Source organism: Streptomyces sp. SN-593 (assembly GCF_016756395.1).
Taxonomy (GTDB): Bacteria; Actinomycetota; Actinomycetes; order Streptomycetales; family Streptomycetaceae; genus Actinacidiphila; species Actinacidiphila reveromycinica.
Genome location: NZ_AP018365.1, coordinates 4,668,561 through 4,686,302, shown reverse-complemented (window position 1 = coordinate 4,686,302; position 17,742 = coordinate 4,668,561). Strand labels below are relative to the sequence as shown.

The 17,742-nt window shown below is 70.5% G+C and carries 14 protein-coding genes and 2 CRISPR repeat arrays (1 of these 16 cut by a window edge); of the genes, 6 read left to right on the top strand and 8 right to left on the bottom strand.

Going from position 1 to position 17,742, the window contains the following annotated elements:
* Positions 1-74: 74 nt before the first annotated feature.
* From RVR_RS19635 to RVR_RS19625, 3 genes are read left to right on the top strand one after another with little or no spacing between them, the layout of a single operon-like run.
* Positions 75-3,149, top strand: coding sequence for a lantibiotic dehydratase (locus tag RVR_RS19635; protein WP_202235091.1), 3,075 nt, complete (start codon positions 75-77; stop codon positions 3,147-3,149).
* On the top strand, positions 3,146-4,384 hold the full coding sequence (locus RVR_RS19630; protein WP_202235090.1) for a lanthionine synthetase C family protein: 1,239 nt from the start codon (positions 3,146-3,148) through the stop codon (positions 4,382-4,384). Before RVR_RS19635 ends, RVR_RS19630 begins: the two co-directional genes overlap by 4 nt.
* Entirely contained in the window at positions 4,366-5,367 is a 1,002-nt protein-coding gene (locus RVR_RS19625; protein WP_202235089.1) for a thiopeptide-type bacteriocin biosynthesis protein, read from the top strand. The genes RVR_RS19630 and RVR_RS19625 overlap by 19 nt, the downstream gene beginning before the upstream one ends.
* Positions 5,368-5,446: 79 nt before the next feature.
* A CRISPR array of direct repeats spans positions 5,447-8,286; the repeat unit is 29 nt; unit sequence GGGTCCATCCCCGCGGGCGCGGGGAGCAG.
* Positions 8,287-8,589: 303 nt separating this feature from the next.
* Here RVR_RS19625 and RVR_RS19620 read toward each other — a convergent pair.
* The 7 genes from RVR_RS19620 to RVR_RS39170 all read right to left on the bottom strand — a co-directional run bounded on the left by RVR_RS19620 (position 8,590) and on the right by RVR_RS39170 (position 13,175).
* Complete coding sequence (locus RVR_RS19620) at positions 8,590-9,459, bottom strand: IS3 family transposase (RefSeq protein WP_202235088.1); 870 nt, start codon at positions 9,457-9,459, stop codon at positions 8,590-8,592.
* On the bottom strand, positions 9,456-9,764 hold the full coding sequence (locus RVR_RS19615) for a transposase (RefSeq protein ID WP_202235087.1): 309 nt from the start codon (positions 9,762-9,764) through the stop codon (positions 9,456-9,458). Before RVR_RS19615 ends, RVR_RS19620 begins: the two co-directional genes overlap by 4 nt.
* Before the next feature lie 60 nt (positions 9,765-9,824).
* Complete coding sequence (locus RVR_RS19610; RefSeq protein WP_202235086.1) at positions 9,825-10,394, bottom strand: DUF6907 domain-containing protein; 570 nt, start codon at positions 10,392-10,394, stop codon at positions 9,825-9,827.
* A gap of 35 nt (positions 10,395-10,429) precedes the next feature.
* Entirely contained in the window at positions 10,430-11,311 is an 882-nt protein-coding gene (locus RVR_RS19605) for a helix-turn-helix domain-containing protein (protein WP_202235085.1), read from the bottom strand.
* Complete coding sequence (locus RVR_RS19600) at positions 11,308-11,829, bottom strand: DUF6907 domain-containing protein (protein WP_202235084.1); 522 nt, start codon at positions 11,827-11,829, stop codon at positions 11,308-11,310. Before RVR_RS19600 ends, RVR_RS19605 begins: the two co-directional genes overlap by 4 nt.
* The gene (locus RVR_RS19595; RefSeq protein ID WP_202235083.1) at positions 11,826-12,329 is read right to left on the bottom strand and encodes a hypothetical protein; all 504 of its coding nucleotides are present in this window, start codon (positions 12,327-12,329) and stop codon (positions 11,826-11,828) included. The genes RVR_RS19600 and RVR_RS19595 overlap by 4 nt, the downstream gene beginning before the upstream one ends.
* A gap of 156 nt (positions 12,330-12,485) precedes the next feature.
* Positions 12,486-13,175, bottom strand: a complete 690-nt coding sequence (locus tag RVR_RS39170; RefSeq protein WP_430393239.1) for an ATP-binding protein — start codon at positions 13,173-13,175, stop codon at positions 12,486-12,488.
* 178 nt (positions 13,176-13,353) lie between these two features.
* Here RVR_RS39170 and RVR_RS19585 point away from each other — a divergent pair, with 178 nt between their 5' ends.
* The 3 genes from RVR_RS19585 to RVR_RS19570 all read left to right on the top strand — a co-directional run bounded on the left by RVR_RS19585 (position 13,354) and on the right by RVR_RS19570 (position 16,163).
* A complete protein-coding gene (locus tag RVR_RS19585; RefSeq protein ID WP_346731462.1) occupies positions 13,354-14,565 on the top strand; it encodes a helix-turn-helix domain-containing protein in 1,212 nt (403 codons plus the stop codon).
* 344 nt (positions 14,566-14,909) lie between these two features.
* A complete protein-coding gene (locus tag RVR_RS19575) occupies positions 14,910-15,386 on the top strand; it encodes a hypothetical protein (protein WP_202235080.1) in 477 nt (158 codons plus the stop codon).
* Between the two features lie 15 nt (positions 15,387-15,401).
* On the top strand, positions 15,402-16,163 hold the full coding sequence (locus RVR_RS19570) for a creatininase family protein (protein ID WP_202235079.1): 762 nt from the start codon (positions 15,402-15,404) through the stop codon (positions 16,161-16,163).
* Positions 16,164-16,200: 37 nt separating this feature from the next.
* Here RVR_RS19570 and RVR_RS19565 read toward each other — a convergent pair whose 3' ends face one another.
* On the bottom strand, positions 16,201-16,380 hold the full coding sequence (locus RVR_RS19565) for a hypothetical protein (RefSeq protein ID WP_202235078.1): 180 nt from the start codon (positions 16,378-16,380) through the stop codon (positions 16,201-16,203).
* Between the two features lie 1,084 nt (positions 16,381-17,464).
* Positions 17,465-17,742: direct repeats of the CRISPR family, unit length 29 nt; unit sequence GGGTCCATCCCCGCGGGCGCGGGGAGCGG (it continues 2,009 nt past the right edge of the window).

Here is a 17,742-nt window from a genome sequence, read left to right as displayed (position 1 = left end):
TCTCCAGCCGGTGGTCCGGGCGCACCGCGCACCCGGACCACCGGTACCGCCCCCAAGTTGACCGAAGGAGCACCATGACCTCCCGAGCGAGCACGTACACGTGGCAAGGTCTCGCTCTCCTGCGCGCCAGCACCCTGCCGGGCGCGGCCGACGTACCCCGCACACTGGACCTCGACGACCCGACCAGCACTCGTCTCTGGTTGGAGCGCGTCTGGGGGCGGCCCGGGGTCCACCACGCGCTGAGCCTCGCATCCCCTGGGCTGAGCAACGCGGTTCGCACGCTGATCGGCGACCCGACCCGCAGCGCGAGAGATGTCCGGCGGGCCGCCTCGTCCACCGTCGCCTACCTCCTGCGCTGGCAGCACCGGTCCACACCGCTCGGTTTGTTCTCCGGCGTCGCCCCGGCCACAGTCGGCCCACAAGTCGGCGCACAGTGGCGGGACAAGCACCCAATGACGGTCCGGACCGACGGCGAGTGGATCGCCGCCGTGATCAAGCGCCTTCACCGCAGTCCGGGCCTCCTGCAACGTCTTCCGCTGCTCGCCAACGACGTAGCCCACGTACGAGGAGGCCGTCTCGTCGCCCCGGGGCCGCCCTCCCTCGCCTTCGACCACACGCTCGGCCCGATCGAGATATCCATCCGTAACAGGCCACCGGTCGCCGCCACCATGGAAGCCGCCCGCACCCCGATCCCCTACCGAGACCTGCACGCACGTCTGCGCACCCAGTTCCCGAGGGCACCGAGTGAGCAGGTCCACACCCTGCTCACCGAACTCGTCGACCAGCAGTTCCTGTTGACCTCTCTGCCGGCGCCGATGACCACGACCGACGCCCTCGACCACTTGTGTCGCGCACTGGACGACGTGCACGCGGACGAAGTGCCCGACGTCCAGGAGACCGTACAAGCCCTTCGTGCGATCCGCGAGGACCTGTCCGGACGTCAGCCGACCCTCACCACAGACGGCCTGGACGTCATCGCCTCCCGCATGACAGCCGTCACCGACGTCACGGACCGGCCCCTGCACGTCGACACGGCCCTCGACTGCGACGTGCAGATCCCACCCGCCGTGATCGACGAAGTCACGGCAGCCGTCACCGCCGCCTACCGAACCACCCCGCAGCCCTACGGGCGCTGGGCCTGGCTCGACTACCACAACCGCTTCCGCGACCGTTACGGCCCGGGCGCCGTGGTACCGGTGCCGGACCTGGTCGCTGACAGCGGCCTCGGCCTGCCGACGGGCTACGACGGTGTGACACGCGAGAGTGTTCCGAAGGCCCACACCGCACGCGACGACGTGCTGCTCGCCTTGGTGCAGCAGGCCCTCATGAACGGTCGGGGCGAGCTGCTGCTCACCAAGGAGACGGTCGCCACTCTGGAGGCCGCAGCCGGCAGCGACGAGCGGATACTGGCTCCCCGCGTGGAGGCAGGCTTCGAGATCCACGCCCCCAGCGGCGCCGCCCTCGCACGCGGCGACTTCCGGGCGGTGCTCACCGCGATGCCGCGGCCGGCCAGCAGCCTGGCGGGGCGATTCGCCCATGCCCTGCCCTCTGACGCACGCAAGGCACTCGCCGCCACTTACGCGGGCTCCCCGGAAGCGCTCGACGCGCAACTGGTGTTCACGCCCCGGCGGGCCCGCAACACGAACGTGGCCCGCACCCCGCTCCTCCTGCCCCGCGTGCTGGAGATCTCCGGCTGGAAGCACACTGACGGCGGCTCCGGCGTTCCCGGCGAATCGGTCCTCCCCCTCACGGAGATCGGCGTGACGGCCGATGCTCGCACTCTCCGGCTGGTCCACCTTCCCACCGGCCGAACGATCCACCTCCAGGTCGTACACGCCCTCGAAGCCGGCCTCCAAACCCCCGTCCTGGCCCGCTTCCTTGCCGAGGTCAGCACGGCCCGCAGCGCCGTCTACGGTCTCTTCGACTTCGGCGCCGCCTCGCGGTTGCCCTACCTGCCCCGCGTCCGCCACGGCCGCACCGTCCTGCGCCCGGCCCGCTGGCTCCTCAAAGCCACCGACCTCCCCGGCCGCCGGGCCACCGGCGCGCAGTGGGACGCGGCCTTCGACTCGTGGCGGGCGCGGATGGCCGTCCCGGACCAGGTCGCCGTCGTCGACTACGACCAGGTGCTTCCCGTCGACCTGACCCACCCCGTGCACCGCCAACTCGTCCGCACCCAGATCGGCGACGCCCACGAACTGGAGATGCGGGAGACCTCCTGCGGCGATGCCGCCCACGGATGGACCGGCCGCGCCACCGAGTTCTGGATCTCCCTCGCCCTGCCGCAGGCCCCGGCGCCCCGCCTGCCCGCCCCCGTGCGAACCGTCGCCCCCAGCGACCGCCAACTGCCCGGCGGCAACGCGCTCCACGCCCGCATCCACGCCGACCCCCTGCGCTTCGCGGACATCCTCACCCGCCACCTTTCACGCCTTCTCACCACGCTCGACGATCGTGCCCCGACATGGTGGTTCAGCCGCCGCCGCGAACTCTCCCACGCCGACGCCGACCAGCAGCTCACCCTCACCCTGCACCCGAGGCCCGGCACCCACGCCGAGGTCCTGGAAGTCTTCAACGCCTGGGCCGCAGAGCTCTACTCCCTCGGCCTGTCGTCGGGGTTCGCCCTCGTCCCCTACCAGCCCCAGACCGGACGGTGGGGCTACGACGAGGCGATGGACGCCGCGCACCGGCTGTTCGCCGAGGACTCCACCGCCACCCTCGCGCAACTCACCTTCGCCGACCGCAACCGCCTCTCACCGCAGGCCCTCGCCGCAGCGAGCGCCTTCCACCTCGCCAGTCGGCTCGCCCCCTGCCCTGACGACGGCTTCCAGCGCCTCGTCGCCGACCTGCCCCGCTCCACCGGCCCCCTCGATCGGAAGGTACGCGACCAGGCCCTCCACCTGGCCGACTCCGCGGCAGGGCCCCTCGCCGATCTTCCCGGCGGGGAGCGGGTCGTTGCCGCCTGGCAGTCACGCGCTGACGCCGCCGATGCCTACCGCCATGCCCTGGCCGGGCAACGGGACCCGTTCACCGCCGCGCGGTCCCTGATCCACCAGCACCACCTGCGGGCCGTGAATACCGACCCCATGAGCGAAGCGGTCACCGTACGACTGGTGCGGGCGGCGGCACTGCGCAACTTGAGGACGACACGATGACGGCTCCCGCCTCCACCACCGTCTCTGCGGCGGACCTGCTGCAGCAGTTCACCGCCTTGGTGAACGAGGCAAGGCCGCAGCCGCCCAAACCCCCCGACGCGGGACAGTCACTCGCCGTCGGCGCCGCCGGAACAGCTCTGTTGTTCGTCGAAAGGGCCTGGCACGACCAACCGTGGCGCCCAGCCCACCGTTTGATCGCCGAAGCCACCGCTGGAGAGGTCAACGCCGGCGACACCGGCGGCCTGTTCCTCGGTGCCACAGCCGTCGCCTTCCTCCTGAGCGCAACCCCACACGACAGAGAGCACCTCTACGCCGACGCCCGCGCCACCCTCCACAGGCAGGTCACCGCGCTCGCCCACCGTCGTGCCGACGCGGCCGACCAACGGCTCCGCGCCGGCGAGCCCCTGGCCTTCGCCGACTACGACCTCTTCTACGGCCTCACCGGCATCGGCGCCTACCTCCTACGCACCGACCCGGGCAGCAGTGCTCTCGGCCGCGTACTCGCCTACCTGGTCGCCCTCACCCGACCCCGAACTCTCAACGGCTCCGACCTGCCCGGCTGGTGGGTCCATCACGACCCGCTCCGCGCCCACAGCGACCACTTCCCCGGGGGCCACGCCAACCTCGGCACCGCCCACGGCATCACCGGCCCGCTCCTCCTCCTGGCAAAGGCCCTCCGCACCGGCATCAAGGTCGAAGGCCACCGCACCGCGATACGCATCATCTGCGACTTCCTCGACACCTGGCGCCAGGACGCACCCGAGGGCCCTTGGTGGCCCACGTACCTTTCGTACGAGGACGTGCAGCGCCGTCGCCCAGGGCAGGACCGTCCTGGGCGGCCGAGTTGGTGCTACGGCACCACCGGCATCGCCCGCGCCGGACAACTCGCCGGGATCTCGCTCGGCGACACCACCCGCCAAGCCCTTTACGAGGACGCCCTCTACCGGGCGTTGACCGCCCCGGCACAGCTCCGAGTCGTCGTTGACGCGGGCCTCTGCCACGGCTGGGCGGGCATCTACCAAACCGTCGTACGCGCCACCGACGACTCCAACGACCCCCGCCTACCTGGCCTGCGCCACCAACTCGCCGTGGCCCTCATCACTCATGCTCGCCCGAACACTGCCAAGGGCAGAGGGCTTCTGGAAGGCGCTGCAGGCACGGCCCTTGCCCTCTCCACCCTCGCCCACAGCAAGCCCCCGGACAACGGATGGGACGCATGCCTGCTGATCAACTGAGCGCCGCAGCCACGAGCGTCATCGAAGGAGCCGTCCGCGAAGTCCTCGCCGGAAACGCGGTGGACGAGGTCGCCCTGCACCACAGCCTCACGCCCGACCACCTCTGCGACGCTGTATCCCTCTTCGCGGCAGCCGGCCGCGAAGCCCTGGTGCAGCACGCTGCCGAGGGCAAGTGGTGGCAGATCAACCTCGCCTTCACCGAACCCTCTACTGGCGACCGCGCCTTCACCACCCATCTTCTCCCCCTACTGCGAGCCACCGACATCGACAGCTGGTGGTTCATGCGCAAACAGCCCGGCTACCGCGTGCGTGTCCTGGCCAGCCCCTCAGCGAAAGCGAAGGCGAAGGCTGCCCTGAACCAACTCGTCGCCGACGGACACATCCGGGAGTGTCAGACCGTCGTCTACGAGCCTGAAACCGCTGCCTTCGGCGGTGAGACGAGCATGCAGATCGCCCACCACCTCTTCGCGACCGACAGCCTCCAGATCCAGCAGTTCGGCGCCCAAGACACCCGCCTGCCCACCGGGCTCCGCGAGCTGTCCGTCCTCCTTTGCACGACCATGATGCGCAGCGCCGGCCTGGAGTGGTACGAGACCGGCGACGTCTGGAACCGCGTCATCACCGCCGAACACCGCGCCGACTTCACCGGCCTGGCGCCGGATGCCCTAACCAACCGTGTACAGCAGATCCGCACGCTGCTCTTGGCCGACACCAGTGCCCTCTTCGCACGCGGCGGCCCGCTCGGACAGTTCGAAGAATGGGCGACAGCCTTTCAAAACGCTGGCCGCAGCCTGCGCGAGGCGGCCGACCACGGAACACTCGGCCGCGGCCTCCGCCACATCCTCAGCCTCCACGTGATCTTCCACTGGAACCGCCTCGGCCTCTCCCTCCGTGCACAGAGTCACCTCGCCTCAGCAGCTCGAAGTGCGATCTTCGAGCGAAACCAGGCAAACGCCCTACGGGCCGACGACCGTACCGAGTAACAACAAGAGCGTTGCGGCAACGCGCAAAATACACTGGCCAGCACACTCACAGCCTGCATCGATGTCAGCCTGCCCACGCGAATCCATCCCCGCGGGTGCAGGGAGCAGTGGGCCGTCGGGCCCAAGTACTTCATCGCGTAGGGTCCATCCCCGCAGGCGCGAGGAGCGGGGCGCCGCCATCGTCGCCTGCTCCGGCCTCGCGGGTCCATCCCCGCGGGCGCGGGGAGCAGCTGGTGGTGGGGCACGGGCTCGTGACGCACGCGGGTCCATCCCCGCGGGCGCGGGGAGCAGGGGCGCCGCTCCCACGAGGTCGTCATCTCCTCGGGTCCATTCCCGCGGGCGCGGGGAGCAGACCTGACCGCCGATCGTCTCGGGCTGGGTACTGGGTCCATCCCCGCGGGCGCGGGGAGCAGTGGGGGCGACACCCCGCGTGGCGGGGACAGCGTGGGTCCATCCCCGCGGGCGCGGGGAGCAGGGGTCCGGCAAGTCCCGACTGGCCGCAGCCCTGGGTCCATCCCCGCGGGCGCGGGGAGCAGGACGTCGAGGCGCTGGACGGGCAGTACGCCCCGGGTCCATCCCCGCGGGCGCGGGGAGCAGGGAACGAGGACGCCGTCGGCGACTGCGATGACGGGTCCATCCCCGCGGGCGCGGGGAGCAGGCTGACGCTGGCCGGGGGTGCGTCGTGACGTGGGGTCCATCCCTGCGGGCGCGGGGAGCAGACGTCGATCTGCCGGTAGTGCCACGGGGTGGGGGGTCCATCCCCGCGGGCGCGGGGAGCAGATGTCGCTGGTCGACGACGACGGCCAGCGCCTGGGTCCATCCCCGCGGGCGCGGGGAGCAGGTCTCCGGCACGGCGGACGGCACCCTCCACGCGGGTCCATCCCCGCGGGCGCGGGGAGCAGCCGATGTTCCACATCACCTCGCCCGAGTACCCGGGTCCATCCCCGCGGGCGCGGGGAGCAGGCCCCGGTGTGGAACTGGCCGGTCACCGACCTGGGTCCATCCCCGCGGGCGCGGGGAGCAGCCGGCTTGGGCGGGCGGGGTGGTCCTGGTGGCGGGTCCATCCCCGCGGGCGCGGGGAGCAGGCCGGTCCCGCTCGATCACCATCGGCCCGCGCTGGGGTCCATCCCCGCGGGCGCGGGGAGCAGTCGGACCGACGTCTGATCCTCACGGCGCTGGTGGGTCCATCCCCGCGGGCGCGGGGAGCAGGGCCTGGTGGTGTGGATCGTCAAGCGTGTGTGGGGTCCATCCCCGCGGGCGCGGGGAGCAGCCGTCGGCCTCGAAACTGGGGTTGGCCACGAGGGGTCCATCCCCGCGGGCGCGGGGAGCAGGGAAGCCCTTGGCTGTGATCGCTGGGGTAGCAAGGTCCATCCCCGCGGGCGCGGGGAGCAGAGGGTTATCCGGAATACCGCACGTACGGTAGCGGGTCCATCCCCGCGGGCGCGGGGAGCAGTCCTCGAGCACAGCGAGCGTCACGGGGGCGTCGGGTCCATCCCCGCGGGCGCGGGGAGCAGGCGTCCAGCCAGTCGTCCTCGCGGCTCGACGGGGGTCCATCCCCGCGGGCGCGGGGAGCAGGCCGCCCAGAAGGGCTGACCCATGGGCCGCAAGGGTCCATCCCCGCGGGCGCGGGGAGCAGTCCCGGACCTGGCCGGTTCCGCCGCGGAGGTAGGGTCCATCCCCGCTGGCGCGGGGAGCAGCGGATCACCCGTGTGATCTTGTCGCGGACCCGGGGTCCATCCCCGCGGGCGCGGGGAGCAGACCGAGCAGCACCTGACCGCCGAGGCCCGGGTGGGTCCATCCCCGCGGGCGCGGGGAGCAGATGCGAACGACGGCCTTCCGAACGGTCTCGTGGGGTCCATCCCCGCGGGCGCGGGGAGCAGCTCGGCATGCTCGTCGTGCCGCGGATCATCTCGGGTCCATCCCCGCGGGCGCGGGGAGCAGCTGGGACGCCGCGGCCTTGGCCTGGGCCTCGCGGGTCCATCCCCGCGGGGGCGGGGAGCAGCACGCGCCCCTCTCCCGCGAGCCGGTCGAGGAGGGTCCATCCCCGCGGGCGCGGGGAGCAGTCACCAATGACCACGGTGTGGGAGTTGCTGCCGGGTCCATCCCCGCGGGCGCGGGGAGCAGATGTCGTGCTGCGCGCCCGCCCGGTACATGGCGGGTCCATCCCCGCGGGCGCGGGGAGCAGCCACAGGGCGTGGGCGCCGACGGCGGCGGGGAGGGTCCATCCCCGCGGGCGCGGGGAGCAGGCACACCGCCACCCTGATCATCGGCGCGGCCGGGGTCCATCCCCGCGGGCGCGGGGAGCAGTGGCGGGGCCGGGTGGTGAGACACCCGGCCCCGGGTCCATCCCCGCGGGCGCGGGGAGCAGCCCCGGACGCCGCTTCCGGCGTTCCGGGAAGCGGGTCCATCCCCGCGGGCGCGGGGAGCAGCTCCCCTCCGAAAGGCAAGTGAACATGATCCAGGGTCCATCCCCGCGGGCGCGGGGAGCAGCAACCCCTGGAACGTTCCGCGGATCACGATGTCGGGTCCATCCCCGCGGGCGCGGGGAGCAGTCCACGGCGGACCGCACGGTCCGCCGTGGCCCAGGGTCCATCCCCGCGGGCGCGGGGAGCAGACACGGCCGGGTCCGTCGACCGGTGGTCGGGAGGGTCCATCCCCGCGGGCGCGGGGAGCAGAGCTCCTGAACGAAGTTGGCCCGTGGGGGGTGGGGTCCATCCCCGCGGGCGCGGGGAGCAGGCGGGGGCTGAGCGGCGGCGCCGCCGGGGGCTGGGTCCATCCCCGCGGGCGCGGGGAGCAGCCTCCGGGTTCCTCTCCGGCGTCCCTCATACTGGGTCCATCCCCGCGGGCGCGGGGAGCAGTCCGGAGCGACGAATCCGATGTGAAACTTCTGGGGTCCATCCCCGCGGGCGCGGGGAGCAGTCTGACTGACCTGCGGGTTTCCTAGAGGGCCAAGCTGCCCTGAACCAACTTCAGAGAAAGCGACATTTAGGGCATCGAATGGACGAGAGGTGCCGTCGACTCCCCACCGCACAGCGTACGGCCGCGCGAAGTCTTACCGCTCTCGGCCACCACGCAAAGCAGCAAACGTGCCGGCTCGACTCAGCGGCTCCACGACTGCAACCCGTAAGCATCGCGCCGAACCACTTCCAGGGACGCGACCCGACGAACTCCAGACCTGGCCCTGGGCTTGCTCCGCTTTGACAGACAGCTTCTGTGCGCTGGTCAGGCTGCGAGAGTGGTCTCGTAGTCGGCGGGACTGCGGTATCCGAGGCTGCTGTGCAGACGGTACAAGTTGTACCAGCTCTCGATCCATTCGAAGATCGCAGTGTGGGCGGCTGCTCTGGTGGGCCAGGATTGCCGGCTGAGCAGTTCGTTCTTCAACGTCGAGAAGAACGACTCCGCCAGGGCGTTGTCCCAGCACTGTCCGGTGCGCCCTACGGACAGGCGGACGTTCAACTGTCCTGCGAGTGAGGCGAGTTCGCGGCTGGTGTATTGACAGCCGCGGTCGGAGTGGAAGACCACGTGCTGGGTCGGTCGGCGGGTGCGGCAGGCGGTGGTGAGGGCGTCGGCGACCAGGCTCGTGCGCAGGTGGTCGGCGGTGGCCCAGCCGACGACGCGGCGGGTGGCGATGTCGATGACGGTGGCCAGGTAGAGCCAGCCCTCGTCGGTGGGGATGTAGGTGATGTCGCCGCACCAGAGCGTGTCAGCGCCGGCAGGGTTCGGCTGGAAGTCTCGTAGTACCAGGTCTGGGCGGATGGCCGCCTTGGGGTCCGGGATGGTGGTGCGCTGGCGGCGTCGGCGTGTGATCCCGGTCAGATCCGCCTGCTGCATCAGTCTGGCGACCCGCCGACGCCCGCAGACAGTGCCATCGCGGTTGAGGGCGGCCTTCACGCGCGGGGAGCCGTAGGTGCCTCGGGAGCGAGCGTGGACCGCACGGATCTTCTCGGTCAGCTCAGCATCGTCACAGGTGCGGGCGCTGGGGCCTGAACGGCGGGCGTAGTAGGCGGCACGGGAGACCTTCAGCAGCTCACATGCGCGTGTGACACTGTGGCCTGCCTGCTCCTCCGCCTCGATGAACGAGTGGACGTTCACCGGGTCTCCTTCGCGAAGAAAGCCGTGGCTCGCTTGAGGACCTCCACGTCCTCGCGCAGACGGCGGTTCTCCCGCCGCAACGCGGCCAACTCGTCACGTTCGTTGCCGGTCAAGCCATCCCGCTCGCCGGCATCGACTTCTGCTTGCCGGACCCAGTCACGCACCCGGGTCTCGACCAGGTCGAAGTCCGTGGCGACCTGGCCGATCGAGCGGTCGCCACGGCGACACAGCTCAACGATCTCGGCCTTGAACTCCGGCGTGAACGAGCGGCGAGCGCGACGAGGCTTCTTCCCCATGCTCTCCATGATGGACATCCTCCCGGGGACGAACCCCTGATCTCGAATGTCCGCCAAACCGGAGCAAGCTCACCTTGCGGGGTGGTCCGGATCGGGTATAGGCGAATGGTGGGTGGTCCAGTCGTTGCGGGCGGTGATGAGTTCGGGGAGGACGGTGTTCTCGAAGTAGTCGGCCTGGGTGCGGATCTGGGTGGCGAAGCGGGTGAGGTCGGTGGGGGTGAGGCCCTCGAAGTCCCACTCCTCGACGATCGTGAGGCTCGCGGTGGGGACCCGTTCGTGCGGGTGTGGGGCGTAGGGGTGGCAGGCGATCTGAGCAGCGAACATCATGCTGGTCGAGTCGCGGACGCGGGTGCCGTTGATGTCGGTGTCGAGGATGGCGGGCGGAAGGACCGGGTCGACGGGCAGCATCGTGTAGTGGGCGTAGCCGCGCAGGTGGTCGATGGCCTGGGCGAGCGTCATGCCGGTGTCGCTGGGGTTGTCCATGGACCAGTCGGGCTGCGTGCCGGTCAGGGTGATGCCCTCAACCGTGGTGACCGTCCAGGTGCACGGCGCGTGTTCCGCCGGTGGCGGCGTCATGGTCGAGTCCGGTTCGGGGGGCCGTGTCGTGGTGGGGTTGGTGAGCAGGGTCGTGGGGCTCATGGGCGGCGGCTCCTGGGCGCGGTGGCGTTGGTTGGTCAGCGGGTGCTGGTGCGCAGGGTGTGGAGGTGTTCGATGGTCTGGGCGGGGGTGAGGGCGAGGTCGCGCACCTGGTCGTACTGCTGGCTGAGCTCTTCGATGTCGTCGGGGTCGTCGGTGATCTGGTCGGTGAGGGTGCCGTGCACGTACGCGAGGGTGGTGCCGACGCGGAAGGACAGCAGCTGGAGGGGGCCGCGTAGGTCGTGGGGGCCGGAGTGCAGGGGGAGGAGTTGGAGGGTGACCGCGGGCTCGTGGGCCGTGGCGATGAGGTGGTCGAGTTGGCCGTCCCAGGTGGCCTGGTTGCGGGCGCCGCGGTGGAGGACGAGTTCGTCGAGGACGGCCCGGTAGCGGACCGGATGGGGTGTGGTCTCGGTGAGGCGGGCTTGGCGTTCGCGGAGCACGTTGAGCTGCGCGGCCAACACCTCCGGTGACTGCGGGTGGGTGGTGGCGAGTTGCTCCTCGGCGTACGCGGGGGTTTGGAGCAGGGCGGGGACGGTGGTGAGGGCGTATGCGCGGATGCTGGTCGCGGTCTCTTCCAGGGCGGTGAGTCCCCCGGCCGCGCGTTTCGCTTCGCGCTTGGCCAGCAACCACAGTCCCGCGAGCAGTTCCCCGGTACCGTAGAAGCGGTCCAAGGTCTCGGCGACGAGCATGTTGCCCAGCCGCCCACCGGTCTCCAGGCGGTGGAGATAGGACTGCTCGTAGTGGCACCGGTCGGCCAGCTCGACCAAGGAGAGGCCGGCCTTCGCGCGCAGGAACGCGAGGTGGTGGGCGTACAGGGCACGGGCGCTCACCTGCCCGGAGGCGATCGCAACCCGGAAGGCCGCGAGCCGATCAGCGCTGGTCGTCACGGGGTCCACGACGGGCGTGGTGTCGGTAGTCACAGGCGGGCCCCCGTACCGGAGGTGTGGTGGGCGGTCCACTCGGTGCGGATCGTGTTGAGCTGGGGGATGACGACGCTGTCGAGTCGGTCGGCCACCGCGCGCAGGCCCGCGACCAGGTCCGCCACTCCCGTCGGGTCGAGGTCGGTCATCCAGTACTCCCCGGCGACCCGTACCGTGACAACCGGGAGGGCCAGTTCGGGAGCCGGGGCGTAGGGCGCGCAGGTGATGCTGGAGGACATGACCTCCAACTCCTCGGGGGCGTCGCTGGAGTTGCCGGGCGAGTACGCGCGCAGGACCTGCCCGGGGAACTCCCTGTAGTGGCAGACGTCCGCAAGCCGCGCGGCCAACTCCTCCGCTGGCACCTCCTGTTCGCTGGGGTCCTCGGTGGCCCAGGGCGGCAGGTGCCCGGAGACCTGCTCTCCGGTGGTCGTGGTGAGCAGCCACTGCCGCAACGAGCGGGCAGTGCCGTCGGACTCGGGGGCAGGTAAGGCAGTGGGCGAAGGGACCGCGGGGTTCATCGTGCGGGGTTCCTGTTCGTGGTGGGGCGGTGGAATCGGGTGGCGGCGTCGAGCACGCGTCCGTCGGGCGGCCGGTCCTGCTCGGCAAGGAGCGGACCGAAGAGCGCGACGAGAGCGGGCGGCAGGACCGGGTCGGCCAACTCCCAGCTATGGGCACCGGGATGCCCGGCGAACTCGCTGCACGCCTCACCACCGTCCTCCGTGGCGACCGGGCAGTCGGGAAGCAGGAGGGCGAGGCAAGGCTCGACGCCGTCACGCCAGGCCGCCCAGACGGTGCCGGTGCCCGGACCGCGCAGATTCAGCACCACACCGTGGTGGACCGGCCCGCGGTGGCCCTGGAGCGTGCAGACCAGCAGCGTGCCAACGTCGTCGGGGCTGTACACCAAGCCGTCCCAGGCCGGAGGCACGCTGTTGGCCATGCCCAGGACCGCGGTGACGAGGTCGGGCGGCATGAAGATCCGCCGGCCGCAGGCGAAGCCGCGCGGGTGACGGCTGGGCATCCGAATCGACTCCTTCGTCGCATCGCTGCATACAGGGGTTGGGTGGGGCCTGTTCAGGCCACGGGCTGGTGCCGTGAGTCCGTCACGCCCGCGGGGAACGGTGGGGGCATGGATGCCTGCTTGACTCGGCGTGACCAGAGCGGGATAGGTCCACGCTCACGGGGACGGGAGTTCGTCCAGCGGACTTGGGCGATCCGCGGGTAGGCCGCTGGAGCGGAGGGGGAGCGACGGCGGGTGTGCGTCGTGCGCTGTGGGGGATCGATGCAGCGGCACCCGCCACGTGAGCCGTCGCAGCTTGTACAGCGATCTGGGAAACGTCCGGTTCAGGCGGAACCGATGCGCGGCGCGGTCGTCGCGAAAGCCGGCGCCCCACTTCCCCCGTTCACCGGTACCGGTCCGCCCGGCGGCATGAGCAGTCGTGGGCACCCCGGCTTCGAGACGCAGAGCGGCCCAAACGACCTTCCCAGGACCGCGCGTGGCGGGGTGGAATCCCCACGCGCCGTTGCTGAGACCGTTGATCATGTGCAGGCCCCTGCCGGTCTCGGAGTCGGCGGACAGCGGACGCAGGACGGGCCGGTGCGCGCTCTCGTCGTACATGGAGATGTACAAACGGCTGTTGACGACCCACAGGGTCAATTCGCACCGCGGCTGCCGCGGTTGTCCGCAGCCGACGGAGGGCGACCGCGTGGTGAGGCCCGCGTGACGTACGGCGTTGGAAGCCAGTTCGGCGACGATGGTGAGTGCGTCGTACGCAGCGTCCCCCCGCACGTCCCACTCCCGTAAGACAGCCCTGGCATGTTCCCTGGACCAGCGAACCGCCGACTGTTCGCACGCCAGGTCCAGCACACTGTGAAAGCGCAAGCTGGGGGCCACAGTCACACCTTTCGCGGACGTCTCGGGCGCCCCCGACCGACGGATCGACCGGGACAACGCCGCTTTCCGTAATCAGTCAACGACGGAAACGACATGCGAAAGTGCACAAGAAGTGCACAAGCCCACAGCGGGGTAAGGATGGTGGGTGACCATGGCAGGGAAGGAAAGCGATCAGAGAGACACAGGCGATATGGGATCAGTCATCGCAGTTCCCGGGCCCGGCGCGAACGTGTCCCGACTCCGGAAGGAACGGGGTTGGGGGCAGGCACGGCTGGCAGCCGCAGCAGGGGTGTCCACGTCCCAGCTCGGCAAGATCGAGCGCGGAGAGCGCACCCTGACCCAAGGCGTCGCGGCCTCCCTCGCACGCGCGATGAGCCTGTCACTCGAAGAGGTACTCGGCACGACGCCGGTCCCCCTCGACGCCGCCGGCTCCGTCAGGGCCCTCAACAGCGCGGTGCGCAGGTTCGACCTGCCCCGCGAGCCCGAGATGACCGAAGACGAGATCGCGGCGGCCCTGGCCTCCATGGGCGAAGCGCGCAACAGCGCCGACCTGGACCAAGTCCTCGTCGATCTCCCGAGGCTGGTCGCCGGGGCGCAGGACCACGCGCATGCGATGGGCACGCCGGAAGCTTGTGCCTTGGTCGTGGAGGCGTACTCCACCGTGTACTGGCTGGCGGCCCGGCATCGCTGGATGACGCTGGCCGATCTCGCTGTCACGAAGCAGAAGCTGGCGGCGCAGCAGTCCGACCCGGTCACCGCGGCTTTGGCTGCCCGGGACGAAGCCGGCGTCTACCTGAACCACGGCGAGTTCGACGACGGGCTGGCGGTCGTGGACCGCGCGATCACCCAAGCGGAGGGGAGCACTACGGGGCCGGGCCGCTCCTACGCCCTGGGAATCCTCCACCTGCGCGGACTGACGCTGGCCGGCCGCCTCCAGGACAAGAGGACCGCCGACCAGCACATCACCCGCGCCTGGGCCATGGCGGAGGGCTTCACCGAGGACGTCGAGCGCTGCGGCATCCAGTTCGGGCCGGAGAACACCGCCGTCCACGTGATCGCCACCAGCGGCGACCTACGACGTCACGCGGACGCCATCAGCACCATGGAAGACCTCGTACGCGACGGGACCTCCCTCCCGGCCACCCGGACTAGCCCCCTCCACATGAACACCGCCCGCTCCAGGCTCGCCCTGGGCGACCGCGAGGGCGCGCTGGCAGACCTGGAGCAGGCTTGGGCCCTCGCACCCCAGATGGCGAAGGTCCACCCCACCTCCCAGGAAGTCCTCCGCGTCCTTACCTCCGCCCACAAGCGGAGCAACCCGAGGATCGTGAAACTGGCGAAGAAGGCACACATCCAGTTCTGATCCCGCACAACAGCAAAGCCGTCCGAAGGACTGCTCGACGTGCAGTCCCGGCTCAGACGACGCCGAAGAAGCACTCGCCTCCACCCACGCGAAGCAGCGCGCACTCCTCCAACTCGACCTCGCACAAGCACGTTTGGCGTCCGGCCGGACCACTGGCGCATTCGCCCTCGCAACCCGGGCGTTGGAGACAGGCGTGCGCTACCGTTCCGGTCGGATCGTGGAGAGGGCCCGAGCCGTACGCCGCTCCCACACCTCGTCCACCCCGCCGAAGGTCGTCAGGGACTTCGACGAACGACTCCACGGCGTCTACCTCTGATCAGCGACGAACGTAAGGGCAGGTTAACGTGCGATTGGGCATCACCGGCCACCGCGGGCTGCCGGACCATGCGGCGCGGCTCGTCCGGGCCGCACTCACCACGGTGATCGAGCAGTACCCGCCGACCGACCTGATCGGGGTCAGCTGCATCGCCGACGGCCCCGACGCGTGGTTCGCGGAAGCGGTCCTCGACCACGGCGGGCAGATCGAAGTCGTCATCCCGGCCGAGGAGTACCGCGAGAACCTCCCCGAGTCCCATCACTCCACCTACGACGCGCTTCTCCGGCGAGCCTGCGAAGTCCACGTCACCGGGCTCAAGGAGTCCACCTCCGAAGCCCACCAGGCCGGCAGCGAAATCCTCGTCGGCGTCGTCGACCTCCTCCTGGCCGTCTGGGACGGCCAACCCGCCCGCGGCTACGGGGGCACCGCCGACGTCGTCGCCTACGCGAAACGCACCGGCGTGCCCTACTCCGTCATCTGGCCCGACGGCGCCACCCGAGACTGACGCCAACCGAACGCGATGCGGGCAGCAGCTGAGTCGTACGCGAGGAGAACCGTGAACCTGCTCCCCACCCTGACCACCACCGACGTCCAACAGCAGGCACCGCGCGTCGCCGTCCTCCCCGTCGGTTCCTACGAACAACACGGCTCCCACCTGCCGCTCGTCACGGACACCGCCATCGCCTGCGTCCTCGTCCGGGAGATCGCCGCCGTCTACCCCGTCCTGCCGCTCCCACCGGTCACCATCGCGTGCAGCCACGAACACGGCACCTGGCCCGGCACCGTCAGCATCAGCGCCCGCACCCTCCACGCCGTGATCACCGACATCGCCCAATCCCTCGAAGCATCCGGCATCCGCAAACTCGTCGTGGTCAACGGCCACGGCGGCAACTACGTGCTCTCCAACGTCGTCCAGGAAGCCAACCTCACCGAACCCCGCATGACGCTCTTCCCCACCGCGGCCGAATGGACCCGCGCCCGCGAGCACGCCGGCCTGGCCACCAACTCCCACGACGGCATGCACGCCGGGGAGATAGAGACCTCGATCCTCCTGCACGCCGAACCCGACCTCGTCCGCCCCGGCTACGAAACCGCCGACCACGCCGCCCCCGACCGCCCCTTCCTCCTCACCCACGGCATGCGCGCCTACACCGACACCGGCGTCATCGGCTTCCCCTCCCACGCCACAGCAGCCAAGGGCAAAGCCGTCCTGACCAGCCTCACCCACGACTTCGAAACCCACCTCCACGCCCTGGGCGAACCCGGACCCGTCGAGGACTGACAGTGAGCTGGCTGGGCGGATGCCCCCTGCGTGGGCGCTAAGGGCCGTCCCATAAATGATCTTCGAGTCGTTTCGGGTAGGGCGGGCTGTCGGCCGCGGTCGAGCGGCGGAACGGTGCGCCGCACTCGTCGACGAACAGCAGCCCGTACAGTTCCTTCGCCGCGAACCATTCCAGGTGCCGCAGCCCGTCCACGGCGAGGAAGCCTGGCAGCATCACGGCGTGCCTCCCGGCCCGGAGGCTCCGGGTCACCCACCAAACGGCGACCCAAGGTGCGTTCGGGCGCCGCGCGGCTAAGTCGCCGGCGGAAGCCGGGCAGGACGTGCAGCCGCAGAGGCGCAGGTACAACTCCTCGGTGGTCGGGGTGTCTTTTGCTCAGCTCCGTCTTCTCCACGGGGCCGCGTCCGGTTCGTAGTCCAGCCTTCTGGGCCGAGCCCGAGCATGTGGAGCCATGGAAGCCGTGCATGACCCCGCGTACGGCGTCGGCCACGCCAGATCGCAGGAGCGGCGACAACGCGGAACGTCGGCGATTCGGTCGACGGTGAGCGGCTCCCGCACGGCGTCATTGGAACAACGAGCCGCACGCTGATCCACGACAGCGACCCCCGGGCCACCCGGAAGCGCTGCGCTCCGGAGTCGGATGGGACACCTCGTACAGAGCCAATCCGCACCAGCTGCGTGGATGTATCAGCGCATCACGCTGATCACAGCGCAAGCAACGCCAACCGCGGCGATCCAGACCTGCCACCAGGCTGGCTGCCGCCACCACTCTGCGCCGCGTTCCTCATCGTCCTCTTGCACAGACAGCCTCACAAATTCCGCTCGGACGCCCCTGGCGGGCGTCTGCACTGGTAACGCTTCACCCCAGATGAAGTAACGAACTACTGAAAGGCTCCCAGCTTCCTCCGTGACTGTTGCTGGCCAGGCAAGGCAGCCTTGCCGTGCCCCAGGCCCACAGGCAGAGCAAACTGCAATGGCCGTCATCACATGCATGGGCGCGTTTTAGCATCGCAACACAGCCGAAGAGGCAGTGGCCGGATGCCCTCACCCTGAACCGGTCGTGGGCTGTCCGCGTGAGCGGAATGTGCCGCAGGCCGGATGGAGCACCTGACGCGGGGGCGAGCCCATCCCCGCGAGCGCGGGGAGCAGGGTTGCTTGGGCTAGTTCGGCGCCTTGCAGTAGGGCTCATCCCCGCGAGCGCGGGGAGCAGTGCGCCGTAGACCCGCCGTCCTTGAACGCCTCTGGTCCATCTTCTGTGGGCGCGGAGAGCAGGCAGTAACCACGCCATGGTAGGCGGATTCGTAGGGTCCATCCCCGCGGGCGCGGGGAGCGGAAGCTCTTCTTCGCGTCCGCGGCGATGCTGCGGGGTCCATCCCCGCGGGCGCGGGGAGCGGAAGCTCTTCTTCGCGTCCGCGGCGATGCTGCGGGGTCCATCCCCGCGGGCGCGGGGAGCGGTGGCACACGTAACGGCTCGTGTTGGTGACTGTGGGTCCATCCCCGCGGGCGCGGGGAGCGGCTGGCCCAGGCCGGTGTCGCGCTCGCGGTCGGGGGTCCATCCCCGCGGGCGCGGGGAGCGGTCCG

What these genes read in the sequence shown, in the direction of transcription:
- RVR_RS19635 (WP_202235091.1), top strand. Translation starts at nt 75, where the DNA reads ATGACCTCCCGAGCGAGCACGTACACGTGGCAAGGTCTCGCTCTCCTG.
- RVR_RS19630 (WP_202235090.1), top strand. Translation starts at nt 3,146, where the DNA reads ATGACGGCTCCCGCCTCCACCACCGTCTCTGCGGCGGACCTGCTGCAG.
- RVR_RS19625 (WP_202235089.1), top strand. Translation starts at nt 4,366, where the DNA reads ATGCCTGCTGATCAACTGAGCGCCGCAGCCACGAGCGTCATCGAAGGA.
- RVR_RS19615 (WP_202235087.1), bottom strand. Translation starts at nt 9,764, where the DNA reads ATGGAGAGCATGGGGAAGAAGCCTCGTCGCGCTCGCCGCTCGTTCACG.
- RVR_RS19610 (WP_202235086.1), bottom strand. Translation starts at nt 10,394, where the DNA reads ATGAGCCCCACGACCCTGCTCACCAACCCCACCACGACACGGCCCCCC.
- RVR_RS19600 (WP_202235084.1), bottom strand. Translation starts at nt 11,829, where the DNA reads ATGAACCCCGCGGTCCCTTCGCCCACTGCCTTACCTGCCCCCGAGTCC.
- RVR_RS19595 (WP_202235083.1), bottom strand. Translation starts at nt 12,329, where the DNA reads ATGCCCAGCCGTCACCCGCGCGGCTTCGCCTGCGGCCGGCGGATCTTC.
- RVR_RS19585 (WP_346731462.1), top strand. Translation starts at nt 13,354, where the DNA reads ATGGCAGGGAAGGAAAGCGATCAGAGAGACACAGGCGATATGGGATCA.
- RVR_RS19570 (WP_202235079.1), top strand. Translation starts at nt 15,402, where the DNA reads ATGCGGGCAGCAGCTGAGTCGTACGCGAGGAGAACCGTGAACCTGCTC.